Below are 26561 nucleotides of genomic sequence, written 5' to 3' on the forward strand. Positions count from 1 at the left end.
ATGCAGCAGAAGAGAAAATACCTTGCAGCGATTTTGAGTGTGGTATTTGCAGTGTCTTTGCTGATGAATACCTTCGCTGTTGGCGTATTTGCACAGGATGATCGGGAAGTTCTGGTCGAACAGATTGTTTCGGAACTTCAGCAGGATAATTCGGAGGCTGATCAGTCGCAGAAAGGTGAAACTCCGGCTATGCGCCCGGAAGAAACGGCCATTCCGGAGGTTACGGCAAGTGAGGAACCTGTGATGACGCCGGCACCCGCCGCAAGCCCGGCGGCTACTGAAACACCGGAGTTCACAGCAACCCCTGAGCCCAGTGCAACTCCGGAACCCACAGTGACCCCCGAGCCCAGTGCGACTCCGGAACCCACAGTGACCCCCGAGCCCAGTGCGACTCCGGAACCCACAGTGACCCCTGAGCCCAGTGCAACACCGGAGCCCACGGAGGTTCCGTTGCCGACTGTGGAGGAGCAAAAGGCTCAAATTCGGGATCTTCTGGAAAAGAGCACCTCGGCAGGTCAGATGAGCGAGGATGAACTGGAACGTGCACTGGAGGAAATTGATGCCCTTGCATCGATGCCTCTGGCAATCGCGGAAAACGGTCAGGAAGACGATGAACTGTCGGATCTGATGGATCAGCTGGAAAATGCCCGTGTTGCGATGGAGGATATGCGCGCTGCATGGGAGGCGAAGCGGGAAGGGCGACTGGATCAGCTGCCGCAGACCGGCCGGGAAAACAGCTGGCGCTACCAGAACGGCGAGACAGTCGAATACGATACCATGGATGCTGCCATGGATCTTCCGGATGGAGTGAGTGCCTTTTCTGTAGGCGGCGGATACTGGGGAATCGATGTGAGCCATCATCAGGGCGTGATTGACTGGGAAGCGGTCAAGGCAGCCGGAATCGATTTTGCGATTATCCGCTGTGGCTATGGCATGAATCTGCCGGAGCAGGATGATAAACAGTGGTCCCGGAATGTGTCTGAGTGCGAACGTCTGGGCATTCCCTATGGCGTATATTTTTATTCGTATGCAATGACGGCGGATATGGCCGTGGAGGAAGCGATCCATGCGGTTCGCCTTCTGGAGGGGCATAATCCGGATCTTCCGGTTTTTTATGATATGGAGGAAAACCGTCAGCTGGTGGTAGGCAACAGCGGACTGGCTGAGATGGCGCGGATTTTCTGCGATATTGTAAGCTCCAAAGGATACGAGGTTGGTGTTTACGCCAACCTGAATTGGTGGAACCATTACCTGACGGATGCAGTGTTTGAAAACTGGTACCGCTGGGTAGCGGAATGGCGCTCCTCCTGCAGCTACAATGGCCGCTACGAAATGTGGCAGTATACGGACGAAGGCCAGATCAGCGGCATCAATGGGTTTGTCGACATGAACTACTGGTATGGTGACCTGCCCGGAGATGAACGGGTGCCGATTACGGAAGGTACTTACACAATCGCTAGTGCCTTGGATGAAAACAAGGTTTTGGATGTGGTATGGGGCAGCTATGAAAATGGAGCAAACATAGATTTGTATTCCAAAAACGGAACAGGAGCGCAGCAATTTAAGATTATCCCCGTGGGCGATAATTATTACAAGATACAAAATTCTGCATCAGGAAAAGTTCTGGATGTCAAATTTGGAGCAGCTGTTTCGGGAACGAATGTGCAGCAATGGGAGTATAATGGCAGCGCAGCGCAACTTTGGAGTTTTGAAGATGCGGGAAATGGTTATTACTACATTCGTTCCAAATGTAACGGGCTGTATCTGGATATTAATGGTGCCTCTTCGGCAGATGGAACAAATGTTCAGGTCTATTTGAAAAACCAGAGCAGTGCACAAAAGTTTCGCTTGCAGCCTGCTAATGCCAATGTACAGATCCAGGAAGGTGTTTACGTGATATCCAGTATGTTGGATACCTCAAAAGTGCTGGATATTGTCGGAGGCAGCGCAGCAGATACTGCAAATCTGCAGCTTTATCAGAGCAACGGAAGTTATGCACAACGCTTTGCCATCACGGCACAGGGAGATGGAAGCTATAAGATAACCAATATGGGATCCGGAAAAGCATTGGATGTAGTATACGGATCTTCAACACCGGGAACCAATGTATGGCAATATTCCAGCAATGATTCTGCAGCGCAGCAATGGTACTTTGAAAAAGGTGAAAATGGCGCTTATTTTCTGCGTTCGAAGTGCAATGGGCTGTATCTGGATGTGAATTGCGCATCTACAGCCAATGGTACGAACATTCAGGTGTATACTGGAAATCGTTCTGCGGCACAGCAGTTTTACTTGCAGAAAGTGGGAGATCTGGTTCCGGAAGGTGTGTACACAATTGTAAGTGCATTGGATTCTAATAAAGTAGTGGATATCAATTGTGCCAGTGCGGAAAATGGAGCAAATGTACAGTTGTATACAGCCAATGGAACTACTGCACAGAAATTCCGCTTTGTTTCTGCAGGAGGAGGCCAATATTACATTGTTAATGCTGGTACGGGTAAAGCTTTGGATGTTACATACGGATCTACCGTTCCAGGGACTAATGTACAGCAGTGGGAGAAAAACGATACCAGTGCACAACGTTGGTACCTGGAAAATGCAGAAAATGGAAAATGGTTTATCCGTTCTGTAGGTACAGGGTTGTACCTGGACGTTAACTGGGCCTCCACGGCGGATGGTACAAATATTCAAGGCTACACAGGAAATGGAAGTACCGCCCAGCAATTTTTGCTGGTAGCGGGCTGATATACAGGAACATCCGTATGTAAAAGGGAGCAGGTGAGAAACAGATGCAGCAGGAGCCGATACGGATCGCCCAGATCATGGGGAAAATGAATCGAGGCGGGGTGGAGTCCGTGGTAATGAACTATTACCGCGCCATCGATAAATCCAGGATTCAGTTCGATTTTTTTGTGGATGAGGATTCCGCGTTTCCCCAGCGCGCAGAGCTGGAAAAAGCAGGTGCAGGCATCTATTTCCTTCCGCCCTATTCACGGATGTGGGCATGGCAAAAAAGACTGTATGAGCTGCTGCGCCATAATAACTATGCTGTGATTCACTGCCATATCAACACGATGAATTTCTTTCCGCTTTTTACAGCGTGGCGGGCGCGGATACCAGTTAGAATCTGCCATAATCATTCCACCGCACATTGGGGAGAATGGAAAAAAACATTGCTGAAGTATATTCTTCGTCCCCTTACCCGAATGGCGGCCACAGACTGGTTTGCCTGTGGAGAGAAGGCAGCTCTCTGGATGTACGGAAAGAAGGCGGTGGACAGCGGTCGGGTAATCATCGTTCCCAATACCATAGATACCGGGCGCTTTATCTTTGATTCCAAACAGCGCAGCAGTCTTCGGCAGAAATTTGGAATTTCGGAAGAAACCCTGGTTGTTGGTCATGTTGGACGCTATACTTATGCGAAAAACCATGAGTTTTTGCTGCATGTATTTGCCTGCCTGCTTCAAAAGGTCCCGGATGCAAAACTGCTTCTGGTGGGAGAAGGAGAATGTGCAGAACAGATACAGGAGTGTTTGCAGCATTTGAATCTGGAACAGAGTGTGGTACAGGCGGGTCCGCAGCAGGAGCCGGCGCCTTACTACAGTACGATGGATGTGTTCTGCATGCCCAGCTTTTATGAAGGTATGCCGGTTGTAGCGCTGGAAGCGCAGGCGTCGGGGTTACCGGTGCTGTTTTCTGAAGCGGTAACAGGCGAGGTGCTGGTGAGCGATCAGGCAATGCGAATTCCCCTGGAAAAGGGGCCGGAATTCTGGGCAGAATGTCTGTATAAACTGGCACAGCAAAAGAAGGATCGAACGCAGGCAGGAGCCTGTGTGGCCAATGCAGGTTTTGAATGCACACAGGCAGCTGCATGGCTGGCAGAGCTTTATCAACAAAAAGCAAAGAGAGGATGATTGACGATTGGCACAAAAAATAGAGCTTTTGAAACAGAAAATCAAGGTGTTTCTGAAATATAAAACCCTGCTGAATGAGCTGGTGGTGCGGGATATCAAGGTTCGTTATCGCAAATCGGTTCTGGGTCTTTTGTGGACGGTGCTGAATCCGTTGCTGATGATGTGCGTAATCACTGTTGTGTTTTCCACGTTGTTTCGGCAGAATATCCCCAACTTCCCGATTTATTATCTGGCAGGATCACTGATATTTTCCTTCAATTCGGAGGCAACTTCAAATGGCCTGTACTCCATCATCGGAAGTGCGTCTCTGATTAAGAAAGTCTACATTCCCAAATATCTGTTCCCGATCTCCAAGGTGTTGAGTGCTCTGGTGAATCTGGGCTTTTCGCTGGTTGCGATGTTTGTGGTGATGATTGTTACCGGTGCGCCCTTCCATGCAACTTTGCTGCTTATGCCGTTGCCGATTTTTTATGTGTTCCTGTTTACAAGCGGCCTGAGTCTTCTTCTGGCGGCAGCAACGGTGTATTTCCGCGATATCGCTCATTTTTGGGGCGTTTTTGTGCTTGCGTGGACTTACTTCACCCCGATTTTTTATCCGGTCACCATTCTTCCTTCCTTTGCAATGAAAATCATGCAGCTGAATCCGATGTATCACTATGTTACTTATATGCGTGATGTGGTGCTGTACGGTACTTTCCCCGGAATGAAGGAGAACCTGATCTGCTTTTTGATCGGGGCTGTAACGCTGTTGATCGGTTTGTGGGTGTTCTACCGCAAGCAGGATCGCTTTGTGCTGTACGTATAAAAGCGAGGAGAATGTGTATGAGTGTTATGATCGACGTGAACGATGTTTCCATGCTGTTCAACCTGAGCAAGGAACGGGTGGATAACATTAAGGAATATCTGATTCGTGTGGCAAAGCGCCAGCTTCAGTTTGACGAATTCTGGGCGCTGAAAAATGTGTCATTTCAAATTGAAAAAGGTGATTCCCTGGGCGTAATCGGATTGAATGGCTCCGGAAAAAGCACCCTTCTCAAGGTTGTGTCGGGTATTCTGAAGCCCACCAGCGGAACGGTAATCACCAACGGAAACGTTGCACCCCTGATCGAGCTGGGGGCAGGCTTTGACGCAGACCTTTCTGCACGGGAAAATATCTTCCTGAATGGCGCGATTTTGGGATATACCCATGAGTATATGGAAGAACGGTTTGATGATATCATTCGGTTTGCCGAGCTGGAACAGTTTGTGGATGTGCCGGTGAAAAACTTTTCTTCCGGTATGACGGCTCGTCTTGGCTTTGCGATTGCCACGATGAATGTGCCGGACATTCTTATTATCGACGAGGTGCTGGCGGTGGGTGACTTTAAGTTCCAGGAAAAGAGCTTTGCACGCATGAAGAGCATCATTGACTCCGGTGCAACGGTGCTGTTCGTTTCCCATTCCATTCAGCAGGTCCAGCAAATGTGCAATAAGGCGCTTTGGCTGGAGCATGGTCATGTGCGTATGTTTGGTGATGCGCAGGAAGTATGCGCAGCATACTCGCAGGAATAAAAAGCAGGTGTTGTTGTGAAAAAGCTGTTGTTTGTGATTAACCAGTTTTACAAAGGCGGAGCAGAAACTGCTTTGCTGAATCTGTTTCACGCACTTTCTCCCCAGGAATACGAAGTGGATTTTCTGCTGTTTGACCAGATCGACCAGCCGAATGCCGTATCGCTCACGCCACTGCTGCCCTCATGGGTGAACGTATGCAATGCGGCTCAGGCGGAGGGGCGCTTTGCCATTGTAAAAAAGGTTGCGTTTAAGGTTTGGCAAAAGCTTACCCGCCGCCAGATGTATCGTGCGGCAGCGTATCGGTTTGTCAAGGGAAAACATTACGATGCAGCTTTTTCATACGGAGAGTGGATGTCGCCGGAATTTGTGGCAAAAAAGGTGGATGCGGCGCAAAAATATGTGTGGATTCACGCAGATGTGGATAAAGCGCCTTATGTGGATCCTCAGATTTTGTTTGGATTTGATCCGTATTATCAGAAATACCTGTTTGTTTCCCGCCAGTCGATGGAAAGTGCGGCCAGACGTTTCCCGTTTTTGAAAGGACGCACCGCTGTGGTACATAATATGTGTGCGGATGAGGGGATTCGTGAACAGGCGCAGGAACCACTGGAGCAGAGCTGGCCAACGGATCGCCCCGTGGTGCTGACAGTGGCCAATTTCCGGCCTGAAAAAAATCACCTTCGTCAGGTGGAGGCGATGAAGATCCTTCGAGACAGAGGTGTGGAGTTTACATGGGTAAATGTGGGCTGCAGTGCCGATTTTCTGGTTCGACAGAAGCTGGATCAAGCAATCCAGAAATATGGCCTCGAAACAAGTTTTCTGCGGCTTCCGGCTGATCCCAATCCGTATAAATACATGAAGCGGGCAGATCTGGTGGCGGTTTTGTCGGACTTCGAGGCATGGTCTCTGGTGATTACAGAAGCAAAATTGCTTGGGGTTCCGGTCCTTGCAACCAGAACCTCCGGTGCGATGGAACAAATCGTCAATGGCGAAACGGGCGTTTTGTGTGATTTTGATGCGCAGGCCATTGCGGATGCATTGGAGCAACTGCTGAAAGATGAAAAAATGAGATCGGAGATCCACCGAAATCTGCAGGGCTTTTCGACCCGGCAGACCACGTTAATGGAGCTGGAGCAGCTGCTAAAAGGAGAATGATGGCATGGGAAAACGAAGTCTGCTGTATGTGTTTGATGATGTGAATTATCCCAGCGGTGCACAAATGGTGACTGCCGCGCAGATCCGGGCGATTCAATCGGATTTTTCCATTACAGTGTTCAGTCTGACTTCGCCAAAGCCGGAAACAAAAAAGCAGTTTGGGAATGTGGAGTGGATTACGGTGCCGCCCCAAACGAAGGTTGCCTGTTATGGCACGCCTGCCTCCCAGGTGCTGAAGAATCCAGAATGCAGTTTTTCCCAGAAAGTGGCCAGAATCTGGTTTGCGCTGTTGGGAAAAGTCGGGCGGCAGGACGCGGCCATGGAAAGAGCGCTTCAGGTGCAGTTTGCGAAGTCCTTTGAAGCGTTCGATGTGGTTTGTGTGGTCAGTGAGGCATCCAGAATGCGGTCCATGGTGGCGGGGCTTGAACACCCGAAGAAGGTGCAGTGGATCCACACGGACTACTCGCTTTGGAGTCAGTTCAGCGACTGGACGCGTCAGGTGACTCGTAACGATGCACACCTGTACGCATATTTTGATCGGATCGTATGCCTGTCAGAGTGTAACCGCAAAGGGTTTGTGGACAAGCTGCCGACGCTTGCGGGAAAAACTGTGGTGCTGAAAAATGTTTTGCCCGTGGAACAGATCACAGCGCGAGCAGAGGAGCCCCTTACGGTGCAATTGCCTTCAAAGCAGCAGAAATGGTTGCTTACGATTGGTCGCCTGGAGCAGGAAAAGGCGATGGATCAGTTACTGGAGCTGAGTGCCAGGCTGAAAAGAATTGCCGATTTCCGTTGGTTTATTGTTGGAGACGGCCCGCAGAGAGAAGAGCTTGAGCGCCAATGCAGGCGATTGGGGTTGGAACAGACGGTTCTGTTTACAGGTCAGATGGAAAATCCCTATCCGCTGCTGAAGAAAGCGGATGCTTTTGTGCTGCTTTCCAGATATGAAGGAATGCCGGTAACGATTGAGGAAGCAAAGATTCTGGGGATCCCGGTCATTGCAACAGCGGTTGGAGGAATCCCCGAACAGATCAGAGAAGGTGTGAATGGCCGCCTGATTGATGGAAATGCGGAAGATGCGTTTCCTGTGCTTAAGGAGTTTCTGGAAAATAATCTGGAAATTGAGCCGGTACCAGAACGGGATGAGTATGCCCGGGCGATTCAGGAAGTTAAACAAATGTTTATGACAGTGTGATAAGGAGCTTTGAAAAAGCCGTTGCAGAGGGAAAGGAAGTTTCCATGAAAAAGAAGCTTTTATTTGTTATTTCACAATTTTATAAAGGCGGAGCAGAGAGTGCTCTGCTTAACCTGTTCAAGCTGCTGGACAAAGAAGCATACGAGGTGGATTTCCTGGTAATGAATCAGATGCCCGCAGAAAATGCGGTATCGCTGATTCCCATGGTACCGTCCTGGATCCGTCTGTGCGATGTTTTCCAGGAAAACCTGAACTACCCTTTGCCGAAGCGTGCGCGAGGACGCTTTTTGTATACCATTCCGCAAAAGGACGAATTCCCCCGGCCGGCACTGGATTTTGTGTTTGGCAAACAGTATGACTGGGCGTTTCATGTTGGAGAGTGGTATACGCCTGTATTTGTTGCCCGTGAAGTAAACGCGGTGCACAAAGCAGCCTGGATTCACACCGATCTGTCAAAGGCGTCGTACTTTAATGCCAAGGAATATTTCCGCTATGATGACGCAGTGGATTCCTACATTTTTGTCTCCCAAAACGCGCTGAAGAGCAGCGTGGAAGCATATCCGCTTATGAAGGAAAAAGCGGCGGTCATTTATAACCCGCTGGACCTTCCGGAACTTCGGAAAATGGCACAGGAGCCCACAGAGGATGTTTTGCTGGAAACGAAGCGTCCGATTGTGTTGACGGTTGCCAATATCCGCACAGAAAAGGGGCACTTGCGTCAGCTGGAAGCAATGCGCATTCTGAAGCAGCGGGGAGTAAACTTTACCTGGTTGAACATTGGTTCTCTGGCGTATGGTCCGCTTGTGGAAAAGGTGCGTGAACAGGCGAAAGCGTATGGTCTGGAAAAGGACTTTCTGCTGCTTGGAAGCAGGAGCAATCCCTATCGCTATATGCGTTACGCAGATGCAGTGGCGGTTCTGTCGGATTTTGAGTCCTGGTCCATGGTTATTACCGAGGCGAAAACACTGCGGGTTCCGGTGATTGCAACGCGCACGGCCGGAGCACTGGAGCAGATTGTTCATGGGGAAAACGGTATTTTAACGGATTTTACTCCGGAGGATATTGCCGACAAACTAGAGCTTCTGCTCACAAATGAAGAGCTGCGGCAGAAGATCCGGGATTCGTTAACCGATTTTGACAATACCACAGAAATTGTGGAAAGCTTTGGCCGTCTGGTGAGTAAAGAGGAATTGTCCGGTTTGGAAAAGGACATCCTTTTTGTGTTTGATGATGTGAATTATCCCAGTGGAGCCAAAGGGGCAGCACTTCATCAAATGGACGCCTTACAACGGGCCGGGCATAAGGTAGCTGTTTTTTCCGGCACAGAACCCAATCTGGAATTGCGGATGCGTCTTCCCGAGGTTCGTTTTTACGGGTGGCACAGTATTCAGAAAAACCGCTGGTTCAACAGTCGGGTTCTGGCTATTTTGCTGGATCGCTCCTGGACTGCAACGGAAAAAATGGAAAAGCTGACCTGTTCTTTTAGGCCTGCTGCGGACAAACAGCAGCAGACTTTCCGTAGATATGTAATGGGCGAAGCACAAAAGCTGTTTGGCCAGTTTAAAACGGTGTGTGTTGTGTCAGAGGGTTCGATCTGGCGTGAAGATGTGGCAAATTGCAGCGCGCAGAAGAAAATTCAGTGGATCCACACAGATTATTCAGCGTGGAAGAATTTTTCGGATTGGACCAGACATATTACAAAGGACGATGGGCAGATCTATCAAAAGTTTGATACGATCGTATTGCTGAGCGAACAGATCCGAAACCGGTTCATTCAGATTTATCCGCAACTGGCCTCCCGAACGAAGGTGCTTCCCAATTTTATTGATCAGGAAGAGATTCTGCAAAAAGGGCAGATGCGTTCGGAAAAACCATTCCCGCCGGTTCATTTTGTCACGGTGGGGCGCCTCAGTCAGGAGAAGTCTCTGATGCGGCTGTTAAAAATTCTCTACGGACTGAAGGAGGAAGGATATCGTTTCCATTGGGATTGGATCGGAGACGGTCCGGAATGGAACGATGCAGTGGAAAAGATTCAAAAGCTGGATCTTACAGATTGCGTAACACTGCGCGGAGCGCATCGGAACCCGTTCCGCTATGTGAAGAATGCGCAGGTTTTTGCACTGCTTTCTTCCTATGAAGGCTTGCCGAATACCATCTACGAAGCGTTTGTACTGGGGGTACCTGTGCTGGCTACAGCAGTGGGCGGCATTCCGGAACAGATCAGTCAGGGGAAGAATGGCTGGCTTGCAGCAAATACCGAAAAAGGAATTCGGGATGCAATCGTGCATATTTTGGAAAACCAGAATGAAATCGAACGCTTCCATGAAAATCTGCAGCAGTATCATTATCCGAATGAAATGATAGAGAAAGAACTCAACGAACTGTTTGAGTGTTGAGAAGAAAGGCGAGACGGAACAAAACAATGAAGTATATCAAACAAGTGATTCGTGCATTGGCAGTGGTGCTTGCAGCTGGATACCTTACCTGGAGTGTATACCGAATTACCTTGAATACGACCGTGCAGGTGGTGTTTGTTGCCTGTTATTTCCTTGCGCTGTGTGTCGGAATGGCTTTTTTGAAAAAGATTCTGTTCAAGAAAACCGTTCGCCCGAACCCGGTAAAGGATCAGTTGCTGGCACTGGCACTGGCACTGATTGTATCAGTTTTTTCTGTAAATTACCTGATTCCGGAATATCAGAAAACAACCCTTACCATTTATGCGGGTGAATCCGCGGGACAAAATCAGAATTTATGCCTGGCCCGCATTGTGCAGGATGGTCAGGAGAAACTGCTGTCAGACATGGGATTCACCGAATCGCTGAACTGGACCTACAATGCTGAATATGATGATATGGTGTTTGTGGCGGCAGAACAGGGGCAGACTGGCCGCCTGACGGTAGAACTGCCGGCAGCACGTTCCACGCAGTTGATTTTTGCCGGTGGTGAGGGCTATGGCCAGGCTGAAATCCAGTGGGCAGATGGAACTACCGCACAGGTAGATTGCACAAAAGCAGATAGTGAGGGTCGGGTCATTTATGAAGGAACGGGAGGCCTTATCCAGATGGCGCTGTGGGAAAAGGCGATTCTGTATGTGGGAGCGCTGATCACACTCCAGTTCACAATTCATTTTATGCTGATGTTCTGGTGGAAGAGCCAGAAAAAGCAGAGCCAGTAAAATAAAAGCAAGGGGAACCTTGCCTTGTCGGATTCGTGCGAAGAATGTGATAAGGAATCCATATGGAATGAGGAGTAAGCAGATGAAGGTTGCAGTGTTGATTCCATGCTACAATGAAAGTAAGACCATTGCAAAGGTAATCCGGGATTTTAAGGCAGTGCTGCCAGAAGCGGATATCTATGTATATGATAATAATTCCAAGGATGGAACAGACGAGATTGCTCGTGCAGAAGGTGCGATTGTACGTTATGAATATCGCCAGGGTAAGGGAAATGTAATTCGGAGCATGTTCAGGGACATTGATGCGGATTGCTATTTGATGGTAGATGGCGATGATACCTACCCGGCGGAATTTGCACCGCAGATGGTAGATCTTGTTGTGAACAAAAATGCGGATATGGTGGTAGGTGATCGCCTGTCTTCCACTTATTTCACGGAGAATAAACGCCCTTTCCACAACTTAGGCAACGTACTGGTACGCCGCCTGGTGAACCAGTTCTTTAAGGGCGATGTAGTGGATATTATGACAGGTTATCGCGCGTTCGGCCCGCTGTTTGTGAAGAGCTTTCCGGTGCTTTCCAAGGGGTTTGAAATTGAAACCGAGATGACGATTCATGCACTGGATAAAAATCTGCGGTTGGAGAATCTTCCGGTCACATATCGTGATCGGCCGGAAGGCAGCGAATCTAAGCTGAATACATATTCGGATGGATTTAAGGTTTTAAAAACAATTTTCCGCCTTTACAAGGACTATAAGCCGTTGCCGTTCTTTGGCTTGCTGGCATTGGTGATGTTACTGTTGGCCGCAGTGCTTTTTGTTCCGGTGTTTATGGAATATTTGTCGACAGGATTAGTGTTGCGGTTCCCCACATTGATTGTTTCTGGTGTGGCGGGAATTCTTGCAATGCTTCTGTTGATTTGTGGCCTGATTTTGGATACTGTAGTTAAAAAGGATCGGCAAAATTTTGAATTGCAGTTGAATGTATTCTCCATGTTAGGGCGCATGAAAAATGAAAAGTGATCGTATGCTGTTTGGAATGGAAAAAAAGAACCGCCTTATTCGGATGATTCAATTGCCTGTTATGACGACTGCATGGGTTATTTATCGTTTCGATGCAGGACTTACGGTATGGCAAGGAATTGCCGTTTCTGTGTTGACATTAGGGCTTGGGTGGCTGCTTTGGCATGGAAAAACGAAAAAAATGTCCGTCGGGGCATGTTGGTTTTTGGGGGTGCTGTCGGCGTTATTTGGAGTTTGTTCAATAATCGGCTATGGCGTGGACCGAGAAATCCCATGGATAAAAAGTTTTCAAGTACATACAGTAGTCATGGCCATCGGAATGGCACTCACCTTTTTTCATGTCTCTTGCGTTGCCGCATGGTATATCAGCCTCCCTTCCAGGTCTGAGAAAGCATTGCCGAAGATAGCGCGGATATTCAAAGAAAAGCCTTTTCTTGTCAGTGCAATTGGAATTGCAGTAGCCTGGCTTCCATATTGGTTGATTTTCTTCCCTTGTTCATTAAGCAATGACGCAATCAATCAGATTGAACAGACCATTGGTGTGTACTATTTAAGCAGTCACCATCCGCCGTTTTCAACGTTCCTGATGGGAGGATGCTTTAATTTCGGCCGCTTTTGGGGTTCGGATCTGTTTGGGTTATGGCTGTACACGGTTTTTCAGTACTTTGCCATGGCTTTTGCCTTTGCATGGATTATCGATCGTTGCATAAAGCGTTGGAATTGTTCGGTCAGCTTTGGCTTTGTGGTTATGCTATACTTTGCATTACTCCCCGTATGGCCCAGTTTTGCACAATTCCTTGTTAAAGACGGCGTTTATACGGTGTCGGTAGTACTTTTCATGGTTGAACTGATCGAAGCTGTTATTAGTCGCAGGCAGAATTGGGGGCGCCTTACCGTCACAGGGCTTTTGATGAGTTTGCTTCGCAACAATGGCGTTTACATTGCGCTTGCGGTACTGATTTCTGGTTGTATAGTTTTGCGTAAACGACAACGAAAATATATGGTAATCAGTATGGCTGCAGTGATTGTGATGATGCAGATTTACAGCAGTGTGGTTTTGCCGGCCATGGGGGTCATGAAAGGAAGTAGCCGGGAAATGCTGTCTATTCCATTTCAGCAAACGGCATTGTATGTAAAAGAACACGGAGACGAAGTAACCGAAGAAGAACAAAAAGCAATTAATGCGGTTTTGGATTATGATTCTTTGGCGGAAGGGTATTCCAGTTGGATATCGGACCCGGTAAAGGATACGTTCAAGGCGGATGGAAGTTTGAAAGAGTATTTTGAAGTTTGGGTAAAACAGCTTTTCAAGCATCCGGAAACCTATTTTCAGGCGTTTTTTAATGCTTCGGCAGGTTACTACTCGATAAGTGTGAATAATGCGTATTTTGCGAACTATTTTTACAGCGATACAAGTGCGAATATTCATCACCAGTATTTATTTGGCAGCTTAGAATCTGTTCGGGAACAAATTCTGCAATGGGCAGATGATATACAAGGTGTGCCGTTGATTCATTTGGCATATCAGGCCGGGACTTACACATGGAGCGCAGTTTTGCTGCTTTGGGTTGCCTTTTCTCAAAAAAAATACGAACAGTTGGTGGTTCTTTCGCCAATCTTTATAAGTGTACTGGTATGTATTGCGTCGCCGGTTGCCAACTGCGTTCGGTATATGCTGCCGGTTATGGCTGTTTTGCCAATAGCGATTGCCAGTGTTGCTTATTCAATCAAGTGTAAAAATTGCACATGACCGAATAAAAAAGAGTCTGGATGTGCAGTGCTGGGATAAAGAGCGAAGAGTTGAATTTGCTACCATTACGAGGTACTGTTCTCTGACCGTTGGGTGTTCAGAAAAACTAAGTTTCATATCCGCCCCGGCTTTTGCTCAACGGGCAAAGGCCGGGGCGGAGTAATAGTGGCAGACGGGTAAAGGAGGGCTGGAAGTGGACAAAACGTTTAACTGGGCAATCATAGGTGCGGGCGGAATTGCTGAGGAGATGGCCCGGGCATTTGCATTCATGGACCGCCGGCCCTTCGGCGTAGCGGGTCGCAGCCCAGAGAAGGTACGGGCTTTTGCACAGCGGTACGGCGCGGACAGGCTGTATGAAAGTACGCAGCAGGCCTTTGCAGACCCGGAGATAGATATTGTCTACCTCGCCACTCCTCACAATACCCATGCAGCTTTGATCGAGCAGGCGTTGGCCGCAGGCAAGCATGTGCTGTGCGAAAAAGCTATCACCCTGAACAGTCGGGAGTTGGAGCGGTGTGTCGCACTGGCCCGGGAAAAGAAACGGATTCTGGCAGAAGCTATGACCATCTGGCACATGCCCCTGTACAAGGAACTGCGGCAGCGGCTGACATTGGGAGAATGGGGTAGGGTTCAGCTTCTGCAACTGAACTTTGGCAGCTTCAAGCCCTATGACATGACCAACCGTTTTTTTAATCCGGAACTGGCGGGCGGCGCCTTGCTGGATATTGGGGTCTATGCCCTCAGCTGCGCCCGCAGCTTTTTGTCCAGCGCGCCGGATCAGGTGCTCAGCCGGGTAAAGCTGGCCCCTACCGGGGTGGACGAACAGGCGGTCATCCTGCTGCAAAATCCGGAAAGCCAGATGGCCACCATCACCATGAGCCTGCGTTCCAAGCTGCCCAAGCGGGCGGTGATCGGCTGTGAAAACGCATACATCGAGATCGATGATTACCCCCGCGCTCAGATAGCCCGAGTGGTGGATGCAGCCACCGGCGCGGTGACCGAGGTCCGGGCGGGTGAAACGGCCCGGGCGCTGGAATATGAGGTGGCCGCCATGGAACAGGCAGTGCGTACCGGCGACGTGTCGGCTCTGCATCTGGACTGGACGCAGGATGTGATGCGCACCATGACCGCTCTGCGGCAGGAATGGGGCGTGTGTTACCCCGGCGAGGAGCTGTGAGATGAACAAGAACAAATGGAGCATTCCCAAAAGCCGGTATGACCGCCTGGCTGGTTGGCTGAGCGGAGGATTTCTGGCAGCGGCTGCATTTTATCTCTGGGCCAACTGGATGGCAATCCCGCAAAAAATCCCCACCCATTACAGGTTTGGCGGCCAGCCGGACGCATGGGGCAATAAAAGCAGCTGTGTGGTTCTGCTGGTAATCGGCGGGGTGATGTGGCTGATGATGTGGGGAATTGAACAGGTTCCCATGATCTGGAACACCGGCGTGCAGGTGACCGAGGAAAACCGGGTGCGGGTGTACCGCATTTTGAAAAATCTGCTGGTGACCATACGGCTTGTGATTGCGGCGATTTTTGCATGGATGGCGGTCTGCTCGGCCCGGTCGCAGCCGTTGGGAAGCTGGTTTATGCCGTTGACCATGCTGCTGGTGTTCGGCCCCATCGTACTCTGCCTTCTTCAGCTTTACCGGAAACGTTAATGGAAGAAAAAAGCCTTGCGCCGCCTGTCTCCCCATGATATGATAGACCCTGCGACCATTCACACCGGCCTGTGAATTCACTGCAACAGGCCGCATCCAAAAGGAGTTTGCCTTATTATGAAATTTGATCTGATTGCCCCCTGTTACTTTGGCACCGAGAGCACTGCCGCCTTTGAGGTGCGCCGCCTGGGCGCCGAGGACGTGAAGGTGACCGACGGCCGCATCGCCTTTTCCGGGCCGGCGGACATCATCGCCGCAGCAAACCTGAATCTGCGCTGCGCGGAGCGGGTGCTGGTGCTGCTGAAAACCTACACCGCCACCACCTTCGACGAACTGTTTGATGGTGTGGCCAGCATTCCCTGGGAGGAGCTGATCCCGGCGGACGCCCAGTTCCCGGTAAAGGGCTCCAGCCTGTCCAGCACTCTGTCAAGTGTGCCCGCCTGCCAGAGTATTGTGAAAAAGGCGGTGGTGGAGCGGCTGAAGAAGGGTCACAAGACTTTGATGCTGCCTGAGACCGGCGCACTGTACAAGATCCGCTTCTCCATCCGCAAAAACGTGGTGGAAGTGATGCTGGATACCTCCGGTGACGGTCTGCACAAGCGTGGTTACCGTCGCAACGCCACCGGAGCCCCCATCAAGGAGACACTGGCGGCTGCCATCGCGGACCTGGGCCGTGTACGGAGGGATTCCATCGTGGCCGACCCCTTCTGCGGCAGCGGCACCATGGTGATCGAGGCTGCCCAGAAGGCGATGAACATCGCCCCCGGCCTGCGCCGCCGTTTTGCCGCCGAACACTACACCTTCTGCCCGCCCGAGATCTGGGCCCGGCAGCGGGAAAAAGCATTGTCCGAGATTCGGCGGGACGCGGCCTTTGAGGGCTTCGGCTATGACATCGACCCCGCGGCAGTGGCACTTGCCACCCAGAACGCCAAGCTGGCGGGCGTGGGCGACCGGTGTCATTTTGAGCTGGCGGACGTGAAGGACTTTGCTCCCCGGCCGGAGATGATCGTGCTGACCAACCCTCCCTATGGCGAGCGGCTGGGCGATCTGGCCACCGCTGCCCGACTGGCGGGTGTGCTGGGCAAGGCACTGGAGGAGCATCCGGTGACCGGTGCCTACATCATCACTGCGGATGCGGATCTGGAAAAGCACTTCGGCAAAAAAGCCAGCCGCCGCCGCAAGCTGTACAATGGCATGATTCCCTGCCAGGTGTACATGTACTATTGATTGGAAGAACAAAAGCAAGCCGCCCAATGCTTCGGCATTAGACGGCTTGCTTTTTGTTTGGAAAGAACGCTACAATGAGAAAAACAGAAAAAGGCGGGCGGTTTTATGAAAAGGCAACTGGCAAAGGCGGTGGAAATCGGCGTGGAAACCGTGAATTACTGGATTATCAGCTATGCACTGAGCAGCATGGCAACGATCTTTAGCGCCGAATGGATCTTCGTGTTGTTCTTCGCATCCAATGTATGGTTGATCGGGCGCTATTACGACAGGACAGCCGCCGTGCTGAACAGCCGGAAATGGGCGATGCTTGTATGTGCGCTGGCATTTGCTGCCTTTGTTCTGTTCGTTTCCCGTGTGGGACTGGTGCAGGGCAGTGTGATACCGTTTGCAAACTCCCAATAACCGTCAGTTGTTGACCTGATAAATGCTGTATCCACCCTGATCGTAAAGCAGGGTACAGTGGGTGGCAAACCAGTTTTCGTTCACTGCATAATCTGCCCGCTCGGAGGGGCCGATCATCACGTAATCAATGCCCCACTGGTCCAGACTCTCATTGCTGGGGGATTCCAGCAGCTGGCGTACCGCAGCTTCCTGCGCGGAATAATCCATGCCATGGTAATACAGCCAGGTGCCGGAAGCACAGAGGATGGGCCGCCCGGAAAGACTGAGAACCGGATTCAACAGCTGTGTACCGCACAGAAAGCGACCCATGGGATCGGTGTTTTCTTCCACATAGTCTGCCACGGCGATGGCGTCTGCGTCAAAATGCTGGTATTGGCTCACAGCTTCGCGCCCCAGCGTGAGGATGCTGCCGAAGGTGCCGGTGAACACCAGCATGGCGCAGAGCACCGTCTGCACGCTTCGCTTCTCCACTTTTTTCAGCAGATCCACGATCAGATTTGCCACCAGTATGCAGCCCAGCAGGTGCCAGATGAACAGCAGCTTGTTGTTGTCGTAGTCGTTGGGCTGAAACTCCACAAATTCACTGAGCAGCAGAATCAACAGGCCGCCGCCATAGACCCAGCGCAGCTTTTTGCCCGCCCACAAGAAGGCGGGAAGCAGCAAAATATAGACCAGGCCGATGTTTTTGATATAGAACCAGAAGTAATTATCTCCCTCGTTGGACCAGTTGAAATGCCAGCGCAAAAAGCCCGAGCCCTCCTGAGTATGGGGCAGGATCTGCGTGAGCATCAGCGGCAGCCAGATTAATGCTGTTACCGCAGCGAACAACAGCCAGGGGCGAAGCGCCTTCCAGTTTGTCCGGTACATGACCAGAGAGCGGGTGAAAAGCACACCGCAGATAAGCACCAGAGCAAGAGCAGAGTGTGTTTGTACCAGTGGAAGAGATGCTGCCAGTAAAACAAGCGCAGGCCAGAGCCGGTATTCTTCCTCCAGCGCAAAGCGAACCAGAAGCGCAAGGCAGGGGAAGAGCAGTGCCCAGCCGAACAGGGTGGCGCGCTGCGGAATCAGGAGATCTGCGATGGGGTTTACCCAACGGATGTTTTCCTCCACATAATTGGTGGGGGTCTCATAGTAGGCAGTGAAAATACGGGTGAAGTTTTCAAATCCGCCTTCCAGAAAGTAAGCAAACCCAAAGCCGCTGCCCAGAAAGAACAGCACGAAGGCAAGGCTGGCTTTGGTATTGCTGTGCAGCAGATGCTTGGCCAGAAGCCAGCCGCCGCCAAACACCGCCGCCAGCGCCACCACCTGGGGAAGAATGCAGGCGAATTTCAGCGGAGCGCCCAGCAGAAGAAATACGCTGGAAACGCTTTCACACAAAAAAGGATAGCCATAAAGCGTCTGGCCGGCCAGCATGGGGAATTCCGGCGGAAACAGTCCCTGCTCTGCGATGCTTTTTATAAAGGAAAGGTGCATGGGCAGGTCGCCGTAGGTGCTCTGTCCGCACCAGTAAGCGCCCTCCTTATAATAGAGGGTGTGCGTGTGCAGCAGCCAGATCGAAAACAGAAGCAGCGGCAGCACACAGCCCCAGAAGGCTGGGATCAGGCTGGGGGAATGGCTGACGTTGGACGCCTGTGCGCTCTGCTTGCGAAATACCCGGCCGGAAGCAGAACGGCGGGAAAGAAATCCGGCAAGTGAGATTCCTGCCGCAGTGGCCAACGCCAACAGGGCGGCCGGCAGGGTGAAACCCAATGCCAGTGCAAACAGTGCCGGCAGTGCAATCAGCAGCACCAGCCCGAAGGCAGCGGTATAAACCAGCTGCGTTTCCGGCCTGGAAGCAGGCAGCACCCGATGCGCCAGCACAAAGCCGGCGGCCAGAAAGACCGCCAGATATAAAATACTGAATAAAATTCCCATATCAGACACCCTCCAGATCAAAAGGCGGGGTATACTCCTCTTTGGCGCTGCTCTTCTGCTGCATGTAGCCCTCGCTCAATCCCAGGTCGACCGCGTAATTGACTACCTGCCGGTATTCCCAGGTGGAAATGCGGCGATCCAGCGGTTTCATCTGCACCGCCTTGTGGAAGGGGGTATACTGGCTCATCAGACTGGGCAAAAAGCTGCCCGTAGGAAGGCTGGCCATAAAGTCCAGCACTGCTTTGGAATCTGCCAGTGCGCCGGGCAGGGCCAGATGCCGCAGAATAACGCCCTTTTGCAGCAGACCGTTTTCGTCAAAACGGGGGGCGCCGGTCTGCCGGATCATCTGCCGCACCGCCCGGCTGCATACCTCGAAATAATCCGGAGCAGCGGAGTAGCGGGCAGAAAGCTCCGGCGAAACATATTTCACGTCCGCCAGCCATACGTCCACCACGCCGTCCAGAAGCTGCACGGTTTCCAGCGTCTCATATCCGCCGGTATTATACACGATGGGCAGGGTCAGGCCCTGTGCCCGCGCCTGCGCAAGAGCCTCCAGAACCCAGGGCAGCCACTGGGTGGCGGTGACCAGATTGATGTTGTGAGCGCCTTTTTGCTGAAGCTCCAGAAAGATCTGGGCCAGACGGGCTGCATCGATCGCTTTGCCCAGCCCTTCCTGACTGATTTTATAGTTCTGGCAATAGCAGCATTTCAGGCTGCATCCGGAGAAGAATACGGTGCCGCTGCCCTGTGTGCCGCTGATGCACGGCTCTTCCCAGTGATGCAGCGCTGCGCGGGCCACCATCAGCTGGTCGGCCGCACCGCATACCCCGGCGCGCCGGGTCCGGTCCGCTTTGCAGCGGCGGGGGCAGAGAGTGCAGGATGCGGGAATCTGCAAGATAAAACCTCCCAAAACAGGCGGCCTTTTCAACGCGCCTGTATAAAGTAAAATAGAACAATCTTTACTATACCATATTTTCTTGTCACTGTGCCACCAAAACTCCGGTTGACGTACCCTGTCAGTCTCCCGTATAATAACCAGTTGACGAAAACCGGTACACACCGAACAACAAAGCCGGGGAGAGTGGGGAAAATGGAATGAAAACAGAACAGACCGGAACGGCCCGGAGCGTGGCGGCGTTGAATCTTGCGGTGATGCTGTTTGGGCTGGCCGCGGTGATCGGCCGCTTTGTGCAGGCACCTTCCGTGGTGATCGCGGGCGGACGGGTGATCTGCTCGGCGGCGGTGCTGCTGGCGCTGAGTCTGCTCAGCCGCACGTCGCTGCGGCTGGCAAACAAACGGGATCTGGGGCTGGCGGTGTTTGCGGGGCTGGTACTGGCCCTTCACTGGACCACCTTTTTTCAGGCAATTCAGGTTTCTTCGGTGGCAATGGGAACCATTACTTTTTCTGCCTTTCCGCTCTTTCTTACGGTGCTGGAGCCGCTGGTGTTCCGGGAACGGCTTCGGCTGGAGGGTGTACTGGAGGCCATTGCGTTGCTGGCAGGTGTAATGATCACCCTTCCACCCGACGGCTTGGGCAGTGGTGCGGCAGCCGGGGCAGCCTGGGGCATGCTGTCCGGTCTGGCTTATGCGGTGCTTTCGCTGGCAAACCGGCACCTTTCCGCCCGGTATCCGGCCCGGGTGGTGTGCCTGTATGAACAGGGCACAGCGGCCGTCGCACTGCTGCCTGCGGTTCTGCTCTGGCGCGGGGAGTGGACGATGGTCGGGCTGTGCAGCATCGGCGTGCTGGGGGTGGTGTGTACCGCCCTTGCCCATTCGCTGTATGTGGCAGCTCAGCGTCGGGTAAGTTCCCAGGCGGCTGGGGTGGTGTCCGGTATGGAGACAGTTTATGGAATTCTGTATGCGCTGGTACTGCTGGGAGAAGCGCCCACCGGCCGGGAACTGGCAGGCGGAACACTGATTCTGGGCGTGAGTTTTGTGGCTTCTCTTCGGGCAGGCAGACGATAACAGAGATCGGCGGCTTTTTCTGGCTGCATCCTACCATTTTGGTGTGTTTCATGCTATAATGATGATACTTATCGTCCACGTCAGGTGCAGTTTCAGCACGGCGGGATAAAACCATCATTGAAAGGAGGCGCTGCCAGTGCAGGATCCATCCGCCCGGGCGCGCAAAAATCTGAAATATCTCACACTGCTCGCCCGGGAATATCCGAACATTGCCGCCGCCAGCAGCGAAATTATCAATTTACAGGCCATTCTGAAACTGCCCAAGGGCACCGAGCATTTCATGAGCGATCTGCATGGTGAAGCCGAGGCATTTACCCATATCGTGAACAACGCATCCGGCGTCATCAAGGAAAAGGTGGACCGGGTGCTGGGCCCCGGGGTGCCGGAGCAGGAACGGGCGGAGTTCGCCACCCTGATCTATTACCCGGCCCAGAAACTGGATGAGCTGAAGGATCGCCAGACCGACCTGAACGCCTGGTACAGGCAGACCCTCTACCGGCTGATCGACGTGTGCCGGGTGGTTTCCTCCAAGCATACCCGAAGCTTTGTGCGCAAGCGGCTGCCCAAGAACTACGCCTATATTCTGGACGAGCTGCTCCACGCCCATTTTGAGGATCACGACAAGGAGTTTTACTACGGGCAGATTTTGTCCAGCATCATTGATGTGGGCCGGGCCGACGACTTTATCGAGGCCATGTGTGGGCTCATCAAGAATCTGGCGGTGTTCAAGCTGCACATCGTGGGCGACATTTTCGACCGGGGCCCCCGGCCGGATCAGATCATGGAGCAGCTGCTGAACCACCATTCGGTGGATATCCAGTGGGGCAACCATGACGTGGTCTGGATGGGTGCTGCTGCCGGCAGCCCCATCTGCATCGCTACCGTGCTGCGCACCAGTCTTGCCTACAACAATCTGGAAGCGCTGGAGGACGGCTACGGCATCAACCTGCGGCCGCTTGCTCTGTTTGCGGAAAGCGAGTACCGGGACTGCGATATGCACCATTTCTATCCCCGCACTGACGAAGCCCGGGGACCCTATCACCGCAGCGAGCTGATTCGCACCGCCCGGATGCACAAGGCCATTGCCATCATCATGTTCAAGCTGGAGTGCCAGGTCATCGACCGCAACCCGGATTTTGAGCTGGAAGGGCGGGACTTTTTGCGTCGCATCAATTATAGGGAGGGCACCGTGGAGGTGGAGGGCAAATGTTATCCTCTGCGGGATGACGATTTCCCCACCGTGAACCCGGCGGACCCGGCCCGGCTCACCCGCCAGGAGCAGGAGGTCATGGAAGCTCTCCAGCGCAGCTTCATGGAAAGCGAGCGCCTGCAGCGGCATGTGCGCTTTTTGTTCGCCAAAGGCGGTGTGTATCACATTGAAAACGGCAACCTGATGTTCCACGGTGCAGTGCCCCTGACCGAAAGCGGCAGCTTTGCGGTGGAAACCTTTGAGCAGCATGGCTATGCCGGCCGGGCGCTGATGGACTACTGCGACGAGCGGGCCCGGCGGGGGTATTTTGCCCCTGAAGGCAGCGCCGAGCGTCAGAGCGGCGAGGACTTCCTGTGGTACCTGTGGTGCGGCAAACTGTCGCCGCTGTATGGCCGCGATAAGATGACCACCTTCGAGCGCCTCTTCGTGGAGGATCCGGAAACCCATACGGAGACCAAGAATCCCTATTACCGGCATGTGAACGATTCCAAGATGGCACGTGCCATTCTGGCGGAGTTCGGGCTGGATCAGACCCACAGCCACATTGTAAACGGTCATGTACCGGTGCGGGCAGCCAAGGGCGAAACTCCGGTGAAGGGGGAAGGGCGCCTGATTGTAATCGATGGCGGCTTCTGCCGTGCCTATCACGAAAAAACCGGCATTGCCGGCTATACGCTGGTATACAACAGCCGGGGGATGTCGCTGCGGCAGCACGAACCCTTTGAAAGCGCCGAGAAAGCCATTCGGGAGAATCTGGATATTGCCTCCACTGTGGAGGTGTTCGAGACCTGTGAAAAGCGCACCCTGGTGGGCGATACCGACAATGGCCAGCGCCTTGCTGCCGATGTGGAAGATCTGAAGCTGCTGGTGCAGGCCTACCAGATGGGTCTGGTCAAAGAAAAAACCTGACCGGTCCGGTCAGCTGCAGGAAAGGTGAATCTTATGGAATGGACTCCGGGCAAGCCGCCGCCCTTTGAAACGGCGGAAAATTTCCGTGAGCTGGGCGGCTGGCCTGCGGCGGACGGCCGCAGGGTAAAGCGCGGTTTGATCTGGCGCAGCGGTGCGCTGTGTCAGATCTGCACTCCGGCCGATCAGGCGCGGTTTGAACAGTTGGGAATCCGTGTGGTGAGTGATTTGCGCTCCGCGGTGGAGCGTGGCAGGGAACCTGATCCGGATTTTGCCGGCGTGATCCGCCATGACATCGGAGCAATCCGAAACGCCGAGGGCGGGGAACAGCCCATCGATGCCAACGATTCGCTGCATCTGGATGCGCAGGGGCTGAAGGATCTGGCGCAGGAAATGATGGATATCTATTCCGCGCTGCCTTTCGATAACCCGGCCTACCGGGAAATTTTCCGGGAAATGCTGGATGGTCGGATGCCGCTGCTGTTCCACTGCTCCGCCGGCAAGGACCGCACCGGCGTTGCCGCGGCCCTGATTCTGCTGGCGCTGGGCGCGAGCAGGGAAACGGTAATGGAAGATTTTCTGGCCACCAATACCTGCCGCCCCGGTGCAGTGCAGGAATGCCTGGATGTTTACCGGCAGATGCTGGAACAGAGCCCGGAGGTGCGCCCCATTCTGGAACTGGTCAGCGGGGTGCGGCCGGAGAGCATGCAGGCGGTATTCGATGCCATCGACCGGCGCTATGCCTGCATGGAGGATTTTTTTGCCGCCGAATATGGCATGGGGCCCGAGCAGCTGCAGCTGCTGCGGGACCGGTGCCTGGAATAAGGCCGGGGGTTCCCGGCCGCAAATAAAAAGCAACCAAATAGCAAAAGGAGAGTTGACACACTATGCCTACCCCTCACAACAAAGCCGAAATGGGCCAGATTGCAAAGACTGTTCTCATGCCCGGTGACCCTCTGCGTGCAAAATTCATTGCAGAGACTTTTTTGGAAAATCCGGTGCTGTTCAATGACGTGCGCGGTATGCTGGGCTTCACCGGCACCTATCAGGGCCGCCCTGTCAGCGTGATGGGCAGCGGCATGGGCATGCCCTCCATCGGCATCTATTCCTACGAGCTGTACAGCCAGTATGGTGTGGAGAACATCATCCGGATCGGATCCGCCGGCTCTTACACCGACAAGGCCAAAATCTATGACGTGGTTCTGGCCATCGGCGCTTACTCCGAAAGCAGTTATGCCCGCACCCAGAATGGCTGCGAGGATGATACCCTGACCCCCAGCGCCGAGCTGTGTGATGCCCTGCGCGCCAGTGCGGCCAAGCTGGGCATTCCCATGGTGGAGGGCGTAATCCATTCCAGCGATGTTTTCTACCGCCACGATGACCGCACCAACCCCACATACTGGGAGCGCCTGCGGGATGAAAAGGGCTGTGTAGCTGTGGAGATGGAGAGCTTTGCTCTGTTCCACAATGCCAATGTGCTGGGCAAGCGGGCTGCCTGCCTGCTCACCATTTCCGACAGCTTTGTGAGCAGCGAGGCCACCACTGCCGAGGAGCGCCAGCTCAGCTTCACCAACATGATGAAGATCGCGCTGGGCGCGGAGGTGTAAGGATGGAAAAGGCTGAACTGGCGCGTCTGGCCATCCAGGCGCGGGAGATGGCGTATACCCCTTACTCCCATTTCAACGTGGGCGCCGCACTTCTGGCAAAGGATGGCCGGGTGTTTACCGGCTGCAACATTGAAAATGCTGCCTACACTCCCTCCAACTGTGCGGAACGCACCGCCCTGTTCAAGGCAGTGAGCGAGGGCGCACGGGAGTTTTCCATGCTGGCTGTGGTGGGTGCGCCTGCCGGCCAGCAGCCGCCCTTCCCGGTGACCGGCCCCTGCGGGGTGTGCCGCCAGGCACTGAACGAGTTCTGCGAGCTGGAGATGCCTATTTTGCTGGTGACCGGCCCGGACAGCTGGACCGAGGTAACGCTGGGTGAGCTGCTGCCCTATAATTTCGGGCCGCGGGATCTGGCCTGAGCGGAGCAAACGGCAGTATAGTACGACTTATTTTGGTTAATGTTAACAAATTGTAATGCCATGTATTTGCAGTAACTGGTTGAAATTTGTCACTCTGGTGGCTATAATAAAATAGCTAATGGGGAAATTCCCCAGAAACCGATGCCTGCTTGCGGCGCGGTTATTCCACAACAGAAAAAAGGAGATTGAATCATGAAAAAACTGATCTCGATCGTACTGGCAGCAGCCATGGCCGTGTCCATGGTGGCCTGCGGCGGTGCTTCTTCCACTGCCACTTCCACCGGCGCTTCCTCCGGGGCTGCTTCCACTGCTGCTTCCGGCGAAGCGACCTCCGATAAGGAGATCTCCGTTGGTATGATCACTGACGTGGGCGGCGTAAACGACCGTTCCTTCAACCAGACTTCCTGGGAGGGTCTGCAGACTCTGGCCGAGGAGAACCCCAACATCAAGGTAAGCTACCTGGAGTCCAAGACCGACGCTGACTACAGCGCCAACATCGAGACCTACCTGAGCGAGGGTACCGACCTGATCATCTGTGTTGGCTACATGCTGGCTGAGGCCACCAAGGCTGCCGCCGAGGCCAACCCCGATCAGCTGTTCGCCATCATCGATGACGCTTCCATCGATCTGCCCAACGTTGCCTGCCTGATGTTCTCTCAGGCTGAGGCTTCCTACCTGGTGGGCATCGTGGCCGGCCTGGCTACCGAGACCAACACCGTTGGTTACGTTCAGGGCATGGTTTCCGATTCCATGAACCAGTTTGGCTGCGGCTTCATCGCCGGCGTTAAGTCCGTGAACCCCGAGGCCACTGTTCTGCAGTTCAACGCCAACAACTTCGGCGATCCCACCGGCGGTAACACCGCTGCTACCGATATGATCACCAAGGATGCTGACGTGGTATTCCACGCTGCCGGCGCTACCGGTAACGGTGTGATCGAGGCCTGCAAGGCCAACGGCGTATACGCCATCGGCGTGGACACCGACCAGGCTCCTCTGGCCCCCGAAACCGTGATCACTTCTGCCATGAAGCGCGTTGACATCGCTGCTCAGGACATCTCCCTGGCCGTTGCCAACGGCACCTTCACTCCCGGCGTGCACCTGTACAGCCTGGAGAACGGCGGTGTTGACCTGTCTCCCACCCGCGATCTGCTGACCGACGAGATGCTGACCGCTGTTGAGGATGCCAAGGCCAAGATCATTGCCGGCGAAGTTCAGGTTCCCTCCACTCCCGAAGAGCTGGGCGGCGATCTGTTCACCCTGAAGTAAGCATTATTCAGGCTTGTAAGAGCCGCGCCTCAAAATCGAGGCGCGGCTCTTTTTTTGGGAGCACACTGCGTGCGTTCTTTGCACTGAAAAAGGTGTAAAGTACTACTTTCGGTTTTTTGAACAAAAGCACTGGCTAATTTCAGTCTGTTTGGTAGGAAACACGTGATCGTTGTTGAAATAGGGCGGGCTTTTTGGTACAATAATACTGAAAAAAAGTTGGCTTTTTTGC

The 26561-nt window shown here is 53.0% G+C and carries 22 protein-coding genes; 20 read left to right on the forward strand and 2 right to left on the reverse strand.

All coding sequences use genetic code 11. From position 1 onward, the window contains the following. From EDD77_RS04685 to EDD77_RS04750, 14 genes are all read left to right on the forward strand, one after another. Window positions 1-2745, forward strand: coding sequence for an RICIN domain-containing protein (locus EDD77_RS04685; protein ID WP_058966701.1), 2745 nt, complete (start codon window positions 1-3; stop codon window positions 2743-2745). A gap of 44 nt (window positions 2746-2789) precedes the next feature. Then, complete coding sequence (locus tag EDD77_RS04690; RefSeq protein WP_058966698.1) at window positions 2790-3914, forward strand: glycosyltransferase family 1 protein; 1125 nt, start codon at window positions 2790-2792, stop codon at window positions 3912-3914. A gap of 7 nt (window positions 3915-3921) precedes the next feature. Then, window positions 3922-4719 (forward strand): ABC transporter permease, encoded by a 798-nt coding sequence (locus EDD77_RS04695; protein WP_242868478.1) that lies wholly within the window; start codon window positions 3922-3924, stop codon window positions 4717-4719. A gap of 17 nt (window positions 4720-4736) precedes the next feature. Beyond that, complete coding sequence (locus tag EDD77_RS04700; RefSeq protein WP_341439651.1) at window positions 4737-5465, forward strand: ABC transporter ATP-binding protein; 729 nt, start codon at window positions 4737-4739, stop codon at window positions 5463-5465. Window positions 5466-5480: 15 nt separating this feature from the next. Further along, complete coding sequence (locus tag EDD77_RS04705) at window positions 5481-6620, forward strand: glycosyltransferase (RefSeq protein WP_058966696.1); 1140 nt, start codon at window positions 5481-5483, stop codon at window positions 6618-6620. A 4-nt stretch (window positions 6621-6624) separates the two neighbouring features. Continuing rightward, a complete protein-coding gene (locus tag EDD77_RS04710; protein WP_058966695.1) occupies window positions 6625-7815 on the forward strand; it encodes a glycosyltransferase in 1191 nt (396 codons plus the stop codon). 44 nt (window positions 7816-7859) lie between these two features. After that, a complete protein-coding gene (locus EDD77_RS04715; protein WP_058966693.1) occupies window positions 7860-10211 on the forward strand; it encodes a glycosyltransferase in 2352 nt (783 codons plus the stop codon). A gap of 26 nt (window positions 10212-10237) precedes the next feature. Further along, window positions 10238-10990 (forward strand): hypothetical protein, encoded by a 753-nt coding sequence (locus EDD77_RS04720; protein WP_058966691.1) that lies wholly within the window; start codon window positions 10238-10240, stop codon window positions 10988-10990. A gap of 82 nt (window positions 10991-11072) precedes the next feature. Continuing rightward, window positions 11073-12011, forward strand: a complete 939-nt coding sequence (locus EDD77_RS04725) for a glycosyltransferase family 2 protein (RefSeq protein ID WP_132587324.1) — start codon at window positions 11073-11075, stop codon at window positions 12009-12011. Further along, window positions 12001-13761 carry a DUF6020 family protein gene (locus EDD77_RS04730; RefSeq protein WP_058966687.1) on the forward strand — a complete coding sequence of 587 codons (1761 nt, stop codon included), beginning with the start codon at window positions 12001-12003 and terminating at the stop codon, window positions 13759-13761. The genes EDD77_RS04725 and EDD77_RS04730 overlap by 11 nt, the downstream gene beginning before the upstream one ends. Before the next feature lie 193 nt (window positions 13762-13954). Continuing rightward, on the forward strand, window positions 13955-14938 hold the full coding sequence (locus EDD77_RS04735; protein ID WP_197410510.1) for a Gfo/Idh/MocA family protein: 984 nt from the start codon (window positions 13955-13957) through the stop codon (window positions 14936-14938). A gap of 1 nt (window position 14939) precedes the next feature. Continuing rightward, on the forward strand, window positions 14940-15419 hold the full coding sequence (locus EDD77_RS04740) for a DUF1648 domain-containing protein (protein ID WP_058966685.1): 480 nt from the start codon (window positions 14940-14942) through the stop codon (window positions 15417-15419). A 117-nt stretch (window positions 15420-15536) separates the two neighbouring features. Continuing rightward, window positions 15537-16646 carry a THUMP domain-containing class I SAM-dependent RNA methyltransferase gene (locus EDD77_RS04745; RefSeq protein WP_058966683.1) on the forward strand — a complete coding sequence of 370 codons (1110 nt, stop codon included), beginning with the start codon at window positions 15537-15539 and terminating at the stop codon, window positions 16644-16646. A 105-nt stretch (window positions 16647-16751) separates the two neighbouring features. Beyond that, window positions 16752-17048, forward strand: a complete 297-nt coding sequence (locus tag EDD77_RS04750; RefSeq protein WP_058966682.1) for a hypothetical protein — start codon at window positions 16752-16754, stop codon at window positions 17046-17048. A gap of 3 nt (window positions 17049-17051) precedes the next feature. Here EDD77_RS04750 and EDD77_RS04755 read toward each other — a convergent pair whose 3' ends face one another. Both EDD77_RS04755 and EDD77_RS04760 read right to left on the reverse strand, forming a co-directional pair. Further along, complete coding sequence (locus EDD77_RS04755; RefSeq protein WP_058966681.1) at window positions 17052-18962, reverse strand: hypothetical protein; 1911 nt, start codon at window positions 18960-18962, stop codon at window positions 17052-17054. Between the two features lies 1 nt (window position 18963). Then, on the reverse strand, window positions 18964-19857 hold the full coding sequence (locus tag EDD77_RS04760) for a radical SAM protein (RefSeq protein ID WP_082669681.1): 894 nt from the start codon (window positions 19855-19857) through the stop codon (window positions 18964-18966). Between the two features lie 200 nt (window positions 19858-20057). Here EDD77_RS04760 and EDD77_RS04765 point away from each other — a divergent pair, with 200 nt between their 5' ends. The 6 genes from EDD77_RS04765 to EDD77_RS04790 all read left to right on the forward strand — a co-directional run bounded on the left by EDD77_RS04765 (window position 20058) and on the right by EDD77_RS04790 (window position 26332). Further along, window positions 20058-20927 carry a DMT family transporter gene (locus EDD77_RS04765; protein ID WP_058966675.1) on the forward strand — a complete coding sequence of 290 codons (870 nt, stop codon included), beginning with the start codon at window positions 20058-20060 and terminating at the stop codon, window positions 20925-20927. A 136-nt stretch (window positions 20928-21063) separates the two neighbouring features. Next, window positions 21064-23046, forward strand: a complete 1983-nt coding sequence (locus EDD77_RS04770) for a fructose-bisphosphatase class III (RefSeq protein ID WP_058966674.1) — start codon at window positions 21064-21066, stop codon at window positions 23044-23046. Between the two features lie 33 nt (window positions 23047-23079). Next, window positions 23080-23868: a tyrosine-protein phosphatase gene (locus EDD77_RS04775; protein ID WP_058966672.1), complete on the forward strand. Its 789-nt coding sequence runs from the start codon at window positions 23080-23082 to the stop codon at window positions 23866-23868. A gap of 62 nt (window positions 23869-23930) precedes the next feature. Continuing rightward, window positions 23931-24650 (forward strand): purine-nucleoside phosphorylase, encoded by a 720-nt coding sequence (gene deoD, locus EDD77_RS04780; RefSeq protein WP_058966669.1) that lies wholly within the window; start codon window positions 23931-23933, stop codon window positions 24648-24650. A gap of 2 nt (window positions 24651-24652) precedes the next feature. Next, a complete protein-coding gene (locus EDD77_RS04785) occupies window positions 24653-25066 on the forward strand; it encodes a cytidine deaminase (protein WP_058966667.1) in 414 nt (137 codons plus the stop codon). 192 nt (window positions 25067-25258) lie between these two features. Beyond that, complete coding sequence (locus EDD77_RS04790) at window positions 25259-26332, forward strand: BMP family lipoprotein (protein ID WP_187120514.1); 1074 nt, start codon at window positions 25259-25261, stop codon at window positions 26330-26332. Window positions 26333-26561 lie beyond the last annotated feature (229 nt).

This window comes from Allofournierella massiliensis (genome assembly GCF_004345265.1).
Classification (GTDB): Bacteria; Bacillota; Clostridia; order Oscillospirales; family Ruminococcaceae; genus Allofournierella; species Allofournierella massiliensis.